We start from the raw sequence: 9,029 nt of genomic DNA on the forward strand, positions 1-9,029 counted from the left end.
CATGGCTGTTCCCAAGAGGAAGAAGTCCCGCGCGAACACCCACGCCCGTCGTTCGCAGTGGAAGGCCGAGGTCCCCACCCTCGTCAAGACCATCGAGAACGGCAAGGTCGTCTACAGCCTTCCCCACCGCGCCAAGGTCGTCGAGGACTCCGCGGGCACCGCGCTGTTCCTCGAGTACAAGGGCCGCAAGGTCGCCGACGTCTGATCCCGCTCCTGGTCCGCACGGCGCGGGGCGCACCGCCCCTCGACGAACGGACCGCGGTCCATCGTGAACCAGACCTCCGCACGACCCTCCAGCGACGACCGGTCGCGTCTGGAGGCCACGCTCGGCGTGAGCCTCGACGGTGAGCTCTTCGAGCTCGCCCTGACGCACCGGTCGTTCGCTTTCGAGCACGGCGGCATCCCGCACAACGAGCGCCTCGAGTTCCTCGGCGACTCGATCCTCGGGCAGGCCGTGACCGTCATGCTCTACACCGAGTACCCCGCCCTCAGCGAGGGCGACCTGGCCAAGCGCCGGGCGAGCCTCGTCTCGACCGTCGCGCTCGCCGAGATCGCCCGCGGCATCGGCCTGGGCGAGTTCCTCCGCCTCGGACGCGGCGAGGAGCTGACCGGCGGCCGCGACAAGGCGTCGATCCTCGCCGACACCGTCGAGGCCATCATCGGCGCCGTCTACCTGGGCACCGGTCCCGACGCGGCCCGCGACCTGGTGCTGCGCCTGATCGCCCCTCTGCGGGCCGATCCGCTCCGCTTCGGCGTCTCGATGGATCCGAAGACGAGCTTGCAGGAGGCGGCCGCCGAGCGCGGTGCGCCGGCCCCGCGCTACGAGATCGCCGCCACCGGCCCCGACCACAACAAGGTGTTCGTCGCCACCGTGATCGTCGGCGGACTCGTCACGGCCCGCGGCGAGGGGACGAGCAAGAAGGCGGCCGAGATGGCCGCCGCGCTCGACGCGTGGACGCGTCTGGCGGCCCCCGGCGCACCCGCCGCTCCCGCGGTCTCGGACTGACCGTGCCCGAGCTGCCCGAGGTCGAGGTGGTGCGGGCGGGTCTCGCTCCCGCGGTCACCGGCTCGCTGGTGACCGGCGTCGAGATCGTCGACGAGCGCTCGCTGAAGCGGCACGTGCATCCGCACGGGACCTTCGAGCGCCTGCTCGTCGGGCGCCGGCTCGAAGCGGCGGTGCGGCGCGGGAAGTTCCTCTGGCTGCCCGCGGGCCGCGACGAAGCGCTGCTGGTGCACCTCGGCATGAGCGGTCAGGTGCTGCTGCGCACGGCGGATGCGGCGCTGCCGCGGCTGGCGCGCATCCGGATCGGGATCGAGCACCCCGAGCACGGCGAGCTCGCCCTGCACTTCGTCGACCAGCGGATCTTCGGCTCGATGGCGGTCGACGCTCTGGTGCCGACCCCGGACGGAGCGCCGGGCGGCTACGCGGGCGAGGAGGCCCGCGGAGGCGGCTGGCTGCGCGCCGTGCCCTCGCAGGTCGCGCACATCGCCCGCGATCCGCTCGACCCCTCCTTCGACCTGGGCTCGGTCGTCGCATCGCTGGCGAGGAGGAGCAGCGGGATCAAGCGGGCGCTGCTCGACCAGACGCTCGTGAGCGGCATCGGGAACATCTACGCGGACGAGTCGCTGTGGGCGGCGGAGCTGCACCCGGAGCGGCCGAGCTCGTCGCTCGGCGAGGCGCGCATCCGCCGCCTCTTCGCCGAGGTCCGCTCGGTGCTCGAGCGGGCGCTGGCCGAGGGCGGCACCAGCTTCGATGCGCAGTACGTGAACGTGAACGGTGCCTCCGGCTACTTCTCGCACAGCCTGCACGCCTACGGGCAGACGGGGAAGCCGTGCGCCCGGTGCGGCGCGGCGATCGTGCGGGTGCCGTTCATGAACCGCTCCTCGCACCTCTGCCCGCACTGCCAGCAACTGCCGCGCTGACGCGCCGGGAGGCGCCGCCTCAGGCGGCGGCGTCGGCGGGCGCCGGAGCGTACCGGGAGTGGACGACGAGCTCGCCCAGCAGCGTCGCGACGAGCGTGATGACCGCGGCGATCGCCAGGCCGAGCCAGAGTCCGACCAGCAGGGCGAGCGCGCCGACTCCGGCACCCGCGGCGATCAGGACGATCGCCGCCGCGCGGCGGAACCACGGCTGACCGGAGCCTCCCGCCAGGCGGGAGTCCGCGGCGAGGCCGGTGATCGTCGAGGTCACGACGACCGTCGTGACGTCCTTGACGGCGAGGTGGCGGGCGGTCGCGGCCTGGAGGCCCATCGCCCCGCCCAGCACGCCGGTGACGGTGAAGGCGAGCGGCTCGGGGTGCTCAGGCACGACCGCGAGCACGATCGCCAGGACGCCGAGCAGGATGCCGACCACCGCGAAGAGCCAGGTCGAGCGCGAGGTCCAGCCCTTCTTCACCGGGCGGAGCACCCGGCCGCCGATCACGGCGCCGATCATGAAGGCGCCCAGCGCGATCAGGGGCCCGACCACGGGCAGGTCGGCCGCGCCGGAGAGGGCCATGCCGAGGATGACGACGTTGCCGGTCATGTTGCCGGCGAAGACGCGGTCGAGCCCGAGGTACCCGACGGCGTCGATGATGCCGGTCGAGAAGGTGAGGGCGAGCATCAGGCCGAGGGTCGCGCCCTCGGAGCGGGTGCGCAGGCGTCGGAACACGGGAGTCCTGTCGTCGGGGGCGGGTCTGGAGAATCGTGGCACACGCGTGCACATGCTCGAAACACGGCGCGGTTAGGGTCGGACGGCGCGGACGGGCCGCGCGGGAGGCGGACGCGCATGCGGTGGACGGAGTGGGCGGTGCAGCCCGGTGAGGGAGTGCCGCCGGGGGTCGACTACCTGCCGGCCGAGCCGGGGTCGGTGCTGTGGGGGCGCCTGCCGTGCGCGGCGGACGCGCCCGTGCTCACCGTCGACTCGGGGGCCGAGGTCGTCATCGACACGCTCAGCCACGAGGGCGTGCTGGAGGATCAGGGCCGCGATCCGGTCGCCTACTTCGGCCGCCACGGAGTCGCTCCGGAGGGGGTGCTGCGCGACGCGGTCGCGCTCGCCGCGGACGGGCCGTTCCGCGACGGCGAGACGGACGGGCCGCACGTGGTCACGGGGCCGATCGCCGTCCGGGGAGCGCTGCCGGGGGACCTGCTCCGGATGACCCTCCTCGAGGCCGAGCCGCGCGTGCCGTACGGAGTCGTCTCGAACCGGCACGGCCGCGGGGCGCTGCCGGGCGAGTACCCGCTGCAGGAGGGGCCGTTCAGCGTCTTCGCGCGCGTCGACGAGGACGCGCAGGGCGGTCTCCGCGGCGTCATCCCGCTGGTGCCGGGAGGAGAGCGGGCCGCCCGGTTCCCGCTCCGGCCGTTCCTCGGGATCATGGGCGTCGCCGTCCCAGGGGAGGAGCGCCCGCACTCGGTGCCGCCCGGTGCGCACGGGGGCAACATCGACATCGCACTGCTGACCGCCGGAACCAGCCTCTACCTTCCCGTGCAGGTCCCGGGCGCGCTCGCGTACGTCGGCGATCCCCACTTCGCGCAGGGCGACGGCGAGGTGGCGCTGACGGCGATGGAGGCGAGCCTGCGCGTCCGGGTGCGCCTGGAGGTCGTCCCGCGCGCCGAGGCGCTCGCGGCGTTCGGGAAGCTGCTCGGGCCGATGGGGGAGACCGGCGAGTTCCTCGTGCCCACCGGGATGGACGAGGACCTGGACGTCGCCGTGCAGAAGTGCGTTCGCGCGGCCATCGCGCTGCTGGCGGCCCGCTACGGGATGGACCCGGCTCACGCCTACGCCTACCTCAGCGCGGCGACCGACTTCGACATCTCGCAGGTCGTCGACCTGGTGAAGGGCGTGCACGCCCGCGTCCGGACGGCCGACTTCGATGACTGACCCGCGGGTGACGACGCTCGAGGGCGACCTGCCGGACGGGCTGGTGGACGCGGTCCTGGCGTACGAGGCGGCGCTCGGGGCTGACGACGTCGCGGCGCTCGCCGACGCGTTCGTGGACGCGCCGACGACGCTCCGGGGCGACGCCTCCGGACTGCTCGTCGGCCACGCGGTGATCACCGGCTTCCGGGGTCGTCGCGGCGGGGCGCCGGTGCGGGAGCTGGTGGAGCTGCACGTCAGGGCGGTCGATGCGGGCACGGCGCTCGTGGTGAGCGTGAACGCTCCGGCCCGTGGCGGGCGCGGGCTCGTCACGCAGCTGTGGTCGCGCGAGGGCGGGACCTGGCGGGTGCGCGCCGCGCAGGTGCAGGCGCCCTCGCCCGCGCTGGACCCCCGTGTCTGGCGGGCCGTCGGCGCGCCGCTCGTGCCGGCCGCCGGCTCCGGGACCCTCGACGGACTGGACGTCGCGGTCAAGGACCTCTTCGCGATCGAGGGCCAGCGGATCGGCGCGGGAGTGCCGGCCCGCCTCGCTTCCGCGCCGATCGAGGCGGCGACCGCTCCGGCCGTCGCGCAGCTGCTCGCAGCGGGAGCGTCGGTGCGCGGGATCGCTCAGACCGACGAGTTCGCGTACAGCATCGCCGGCCGGAACTCCGGCTACGGGACGCCGCCCAATCCAGCCGTGCCCGGAGCGATCCCGGGCGGATCGTCGAGCGGACCGGCGACTGCCGTGTCGCTCGGGCAGGCCGCCGTCGGGCTGGCGACCGACACCGCGGGATCGATCCGGGTACCCGCCTCCTATCAGGGCCTGTGGGGGCTGAGGACGACCCACGGTGCGGTGCCCGTCGAGGGGCTGCTGCCGCTGGCGCCGAGCTTCGACACCGTCGGGTGGCTGACGCGGGACCTCGGCACGCTGAGGCGGGTGGCCGAGGTCTGCCTGCCGTCCGGCTCGCCGGTGCGGAGTCTCGCGGTGGCGCCGGCACTGCTGGGCGGAGTGGACGCGGCCGTCCGGGCGGCGTTCGGATCGGCCGTCGAGAGGATGAGCACCGACGAGGTCGAGCTGCCCCCCGTGGCGGAGATGCTCGAGGCGTTCCGGCTCGTGCAGGCGGCGGAGGCGTGGCGGTCGAGCGGCTCGTGGGTCGCGGCGCATCCGGGAGTGCTGGCGGCGGACGTGCAGGCGCGCTTCGACGCGGCCTCGCTCGTCGACGAGCAGGAGGAGACGGCCGCGCGGGCGCGGGTCGCGGGGTTCCGGGAGGCGCTCGACCGTGCGCTCGAGGGGCGAGTGCTCCTCCTGCCTTCGACGTCGTCGGTGGCGCCGGCCCTCGATGCGTCGGCCGAGGCGATCGACGCGGCGCGGACGGCGACGCTCGGCCTGACCTGCGTCGCCGGGATCGGCGGGTATCCGGCGCTGTCGGTGCCGCGATCGAGTGTCGGCGGCGCTCCGGTGGGGCTCTGCCTGGTGGGACCGCGGGGGTCGGATCTCGCGCTGCTGGAGCTGGCCGGCACGCTCTGAGGGGGGCCACGCCCGGAGCTCGTTCTCTCCCTCGTCGTGAATCGAGGCGGACGCCGTGACCCGCTCTCCCGCTCGCCGCCTCTCTCTTTCTCTTTCTCTTTCTCTTTCTCTTTCTTTTTCTTTTTCTCTCCCTCCGTCCCTCCGTCCCTCCGTCCCTCCGTCCCTCGTCGTGGATCCGAGGCGGAAGCTGCGCCGTCGTGGCCGAGTCGCTGCGCTGACCGCTGTCCTCGAGTGCGATCTCAGCGGTGAGCAGGGGCGCCGAGCCCGGAGGGTGGAACGAGCCCGGGTGCAGCGAGTGCGGGCTCGGTCGACCGGTTCGTCGGCGGGCGCGTCGGACGACCGTCTTCCACGGCTCGGCCCTCGGCTGAGACAGGCCGGTGGATCGGACCCGCGCGGCGCGAGCGGGCGTGCACGAGCACGCCCGCTGGAGCACGCGCTGGAGCATGCCCGCAGGAGCGCGGCTCCTTCCGCCGTCAGAACGGTGGCGGCGCATCGCTGAAGCTCGGCCTGCGCCGCGGCGGGGCTGGCGGCGCGGGCGGATCGGGTGGACGGGTGACCACGCGGCGGCCCGTGGGGGTGGTCCAGTCGGCCGATCCGTCGGGGTGGAGCGTGTAGGTCCAGCGGTCGCCGTGGCGGACGTGGTGGTGGGCGACGCAGAGCGACGCCAGGTTGTCGAGGGCGGTGGCGCCTCCGTGACGCCACTCGAGCGTGTGGTCGGCCTCGGCGGTCGCCGCGGGCCGGGTGCAGCCGGGGAAGCGGCATGTCCGGTCGCGCAGCTGGAGGGCGAGGCGCATCCGCGGGGGAGGGAGGCGGTGCGTGCGTCCGACGGAGACCACGGCGCCCGTGCTCGGATGGGTGAGCACCGGGGTGACGGCCGAGTCGGCTCCGAGGAGCTCGCGCGCGACGCCGGCCGGGATGAGGCCGTAGCCGTCCAGTTCCGCGGGGGTCTCGTCCTGCCCGGCCGCGGTGCTCGCGGCGAGGGTCAGACGCACCTCGGCCCGGATGCCGCGAGCGGACGTGCGCGGACGCTCGTCGCCCGGCGCCGTGCCGGACACGTCGCCGTCGCAGAGCAGGTCGACCAGGGCGTCGGCCCGCAGCTGCGCGAGCGTGCGCTCCTCCGCTGCACCGCTCCCGTCGCCGTTCCCGTCGCGGAGGGTGCGGGCGATCCGGTCGAGCCGCGCGAGCGCACCGAAAGCGGCCGGAGCGGGGAGGGTCGCGCAGAGCGTGGCCATGCCGTCCTGCTCGGGCGAGACCCGGACAGACCGGTCCTCCCGAGCGCGGGCGTGCCGGTCGGCCAGAGGACTCTCGTGGAGTTCGTCCCGCAGCCGGGCGAGGCATCGCCGCAGCTGGGTCGGCGTCATCGAGGCGGCCAGTCCCGCGGCGCGCTCGTCGAACTCCGGGAGGGTGGCCGGCGGCAGGGTGGCCGCGACTCCGCAGATGATCTGCCCCGCCTCCCAGCGCAACCGCGCCTCGGCCAGCGCGGCGCGCGTGCAGGGCAGGTGGTCGACCAGCAGGCGGGCGTGCTCGAGCTCGCGCGCGGCCACACGCTCGGACACGGCGAGTGCGACGGCGAGCTCGGCCCGGACGGAGCGCTCCACGAGGTCGCGCGACTCGGCGGGAGACCCGCCGCGGGCGAACCCCTCCGGGCGACGCAGAGCAGCCGTGTACGCCTCGTGCAGCGCCTCGGCGGAGGCGAGGTGGAGCGGAGCCGCCGAGCGGGCGAGCAGCGCCGCGCGGTCGCCGAGGGCGCGGACCTCCTCGAGTCCCTGCCGCATCCCGACCGCCATACCCGTATTGAACCAGTGACCACCGACACGCGGGCCGCAGGTGCGTCCGATCGGGAGGACCCGCTCGCCGGACGGCCCTGTGGAGGAGGCTCGCCGCACCAGCGGACGTCGAGCCGGTTCCGATCAACCGGATCAGGACGATCCGCACAGGACCGACGTCGCCGTCAGCAGGACCACGAGGACGCCGATGACGACGAGGAGAGCTCCGCCCGCGGCCGTCAGGAACGGCGACTGCCCCGAAGGCCGGGCCCGTTGCCCGTGCTTCCGCAGCTGATCTCGGGCCCGCGCAGAGATCCGCTCGCTCTGAGTGATGAACACCACACCGAAGATGATCGCGATCGACGCCTAGGTGAGGGCGACGATCCGGTCCTCGATCACCGTCCGGAGGCCCTTCCCTCCATCACGGCCCTCCTGCCGACCAGCGTCTCGCGACCCTCCCCGACGACCCCCGCCACACCGCGAAACACCGGCGAAACGTCCGTCGCATAGGCTCTCCGGGTGAAACGACTGTTTCTCTCCCGCTCGTGAAGAGGTGGCCCATGACCGCGCCCGCACCGTTCCTCCCCGTCGATCCGCCGCCGCGCCTGCTGATGGGGCCGGGCCCGATCAACGCGGATCCGCGCGTCCTGCGTGCGATGTCGGCGCAGCTGGTCGGGCAGTACGACCCGTTCATGACGGCGACGATGACGGAGACGCAGGAGCTGTACCGGCAGGTATTCCGCACCCGCAACGAGAAGACGATGCTCGTCGACGGCACGAGCCGTGCGGGCATCGAGGCGGCGCTGGTCTCGATGCTGGAGCCGGGCGACCGCGTGCTCGTGCCGGTCTTCGGGCGGTTCGGGCACCTCCTCCGGGAGATCGCGGAGCGCTGCGGCGCGGAGGTGCACGTGATCGAGGCCGAGTGGGGGCAGGTCTTCCCCGTCTCGGCGATCGCCGAGGCCCTGGCCCGGGTGAAGCCGAAGATGCTGGCCGTGGTCCACGGCGACACGTCGACCACCATGGCGCAGCCGCTGGAGGAGCTCGGCGCCCTCTGCGAGAAGCACGGCGCCCTCTTCTACACCGACGTCACCGCCTCCCTCGCGGGCAACGCCTTCGCGACCGACGAGCTCGGGCTCGACGCGGTCACCGCGGGGCTCCAGAAGTGCCTGGGCGGCCCGTCCGGATCGGCTCCCGTCACCTTCTCGGAGAAGGCCGTCGCGGTGATCGAGTCGCGCAAAAGCATCGAGGCGGGGATCCGCGACGAGGGCGACACCGTCAGCGCCCGCCGCGTCCGCTCCAACTACTTCGATCTCGGCATGGTCTTCGACTACTGGGGGCCGCGCCGCCTCAACCACCACACCGAGGCGACCACGATGCTCTATGGCGCGCGCGAGTGCGCCCGCATCGTCGTCGAGGAGGGCCTGGACGAGACGGTCGCCCGCCACGCGCTGCACGGGTCGGCGATGCTCGCCGGAGTCCGCGGCCTCGACCTCGAGGTGTTCGGCGACGTCGGGCACAAGATGACGAACGTCGTCGCGGTGCGCATCCCGCAGGGCGTGAACGGTGACGCGGTGCGCGGGGAGATGCTCGCCGACTTCGGCATCGAGATCGGCACGTCCTTCGGGCCGCTGCACGGGAAGGTCTGGCGCATCGGCACGATGGGCTACAACGCCCGGACGGACGCGGTGCTGACCACCCTGGCGGCGCTGGAGGCGGTGCTGCGCCGCGCGGGCGCCTCCGTGCCGGTGGGCGGCGGAGTCGCGGGGGCCTACGAGGTCTACGGGGCGGCACGCGCATGACCGGCACCACCACGGACCCCGCCACCACGACCGCCACGGCGCCCGCTGGACCTACACGCTCCACCCCGACGGATCGGCCGACTGGACCACCCCCACGGGCC

The 9,029-nt window shown here is 74.0% G+C and carries 8 protein-coding genes; 6 read left to right on the forward strand and 2 right to left on the reverse strand.

What is annotated here, in order from left to right; all coding sequences use genetic code 11:
* Window position 1 precedes the first annotated feature (1 nt).
* The 3 genes from rpmF to mutM all read left to right on the forward strand — a co-directional run bounded on the left by rpmF (window position 2) and on the right by mutM (window position 1,923).
* A complete protein-coding gene (gene rpmF / locus C5B92_RS11415) occupies window positions 2–205 on the forward strand; it encodes a 50S ribosomal protein L32 (RefSeq protein ID WP_104223482.1) in 204 nt (67 codons plus the stop codon).
* Window positions 206–313: 108 nt separating this feature from the next.
* On the forward strand, window positions 314–1,006 hold the full coding sequence (gene rnc, locus C5B92_RS11420; RefSeq protein WP_258061366.1) for a ribonuclease III: 693 nt from the start codon (window positions 314–316) through the stop codon (window positions 1,004–1,006).
* A 2-nt stretch (window positions 1,007–1,008) separates the two neighbouring features.
* Window positions 1,009–1,923: a bifunctional DNA-formamidopyrimidine glycosylase/DNA-(apurinic or apyrimidinic site) lyase gene (gene mutM, locus C5B92_RS11425; RefSeq protein WP_104255744.1), complete on the forward strand. Its 915-nt coding sequence runs from the start codon at window positions 1,009–1,011 to the stop codon at window positions 1,921–1,923.
* A gap of 19 nt (window positions 1,924–1,942) precedes the next feature.
* Here mutM and C5B92_RS11430 read toward each other — a convergent pair whose 3' ends face one another.
* On the reverse strand, window positions 1,943–2,650 hold the full coding sequence (locus C5B92_RS11430) for a YoaK family protein (RefSeq protein WP_308470741.1): 708 nt from the start codon (window positions 2,648–2,650) through the stop codon (window positions 1,943–1,945).
* A 117-nt stretch (window positions 2,651–2,767) separates the two neighbouring features.
* Here C5B92_RS11430 and C5B92_RS11435 point away from each other — a divergent pair, with 117 nt between their 5' ends.
* Both C5B92_RS11435 and C5B92_RS11440 read left to right on the forward strand, forming a co-directional pair.
* Complete coding sequence (locus C5B92_RS11435) at window positions 2,768–3,859, forward strand: acetamidase/formamidase family protein (RefSeq protein ID WP_104350412.1); 1,092 nt, start codon at window positions 2,768–2,770, stop codon at window positions 3,857–3,859.
* Window positions 3,852–5,363, forward strand: coding sequence for an AtzH-like domain-containing protein (locus tag C5B92_RS11440; protein WP_104255712.1), 1,512 nt, complete (start codon window positions 3,852–3,854; stop codon window positions 5,361–5,363). The genes C5B92_RS11435 and C5B92_RS11440 overlap by 8 nt, the downstream gene beginning before the upstream one ends.
* A 473-nt stretch (window positions 5,364–5,836) precedes the next feature.
* Here C5B92_RS11440 and C5B92_RS11445 read toward each other — a convergent pair whose 3' ends face one another.
* Entirely contained in the window at window positions 5,837–7,138 is a 1,302-nt protein-coding gene (locus C5B92_RS11445; protein WP_181028811.1) for an HNH endonuclease signature motif containing protein, read from the reverse strand.
* 551 nt (window positions 7,139–7,689) lie between these two features.
* Between C5B92_RS11445 and C5B92_RS11455 the strand changes: the two genes are divergently transcribed.
* Entirely contained in the window at window positions 7,690–8,928 is a 1,239-nt protein-coding gene (locus C5B92_RS11455; protein WP_258061365.1) for an alanine--glyoxylate aminotransferase family protein, read from the forward strand.
* Window positions 8,929–9,029 lie beyond the last annotated feature (101 nt).

Origin of the sequence: Rathayibacter sp. AY1A4, assembly GCF_002930955.1 — a bacterium.
Lineage (GTDB): Bacteria > Actinomycetota > Actinomycetes > Actinomycetales > Microbacteriaceae > Rathayibacter.

Coding starts and splice junctions, on each gene's coding strand:
- rpmF (WP_104223482.1), top strand. CDS start 2: ATGGCTGTTCCCAAGAGGAAGAAGTCCCGCGCGAACACCCACGCCCGT.
- C5B92_RS11455 (WP_258061365.1), top strand. CDS start 7,690: ATGACCGCGCCCGCACCGTTCCTCCCCGTCGATCCGCCGCCGCGCCTG.
- C5B92_RS11445 (WP_181028811.1), bottom strand. CDS start 7,138: ATGCGGCAGGGACTCGAGGAGGTCCGCGCCCTCGGCGACCGCGCGGCG.
- C5B92_RS11440 (WP_104255712.1), top strand. CDS start 3,852: ATGACTGACCCGCGGGTGACGACGCTCGAGGGCGACCTGCCGGACGGG.
- C5B92_RS11435 (WP_104350412.1), top strand. CDS start 2,768: ATGCGGTGGACGGAGTGGGCGGTGCAGCCCGGTGAGGGAGTGCCGCCG.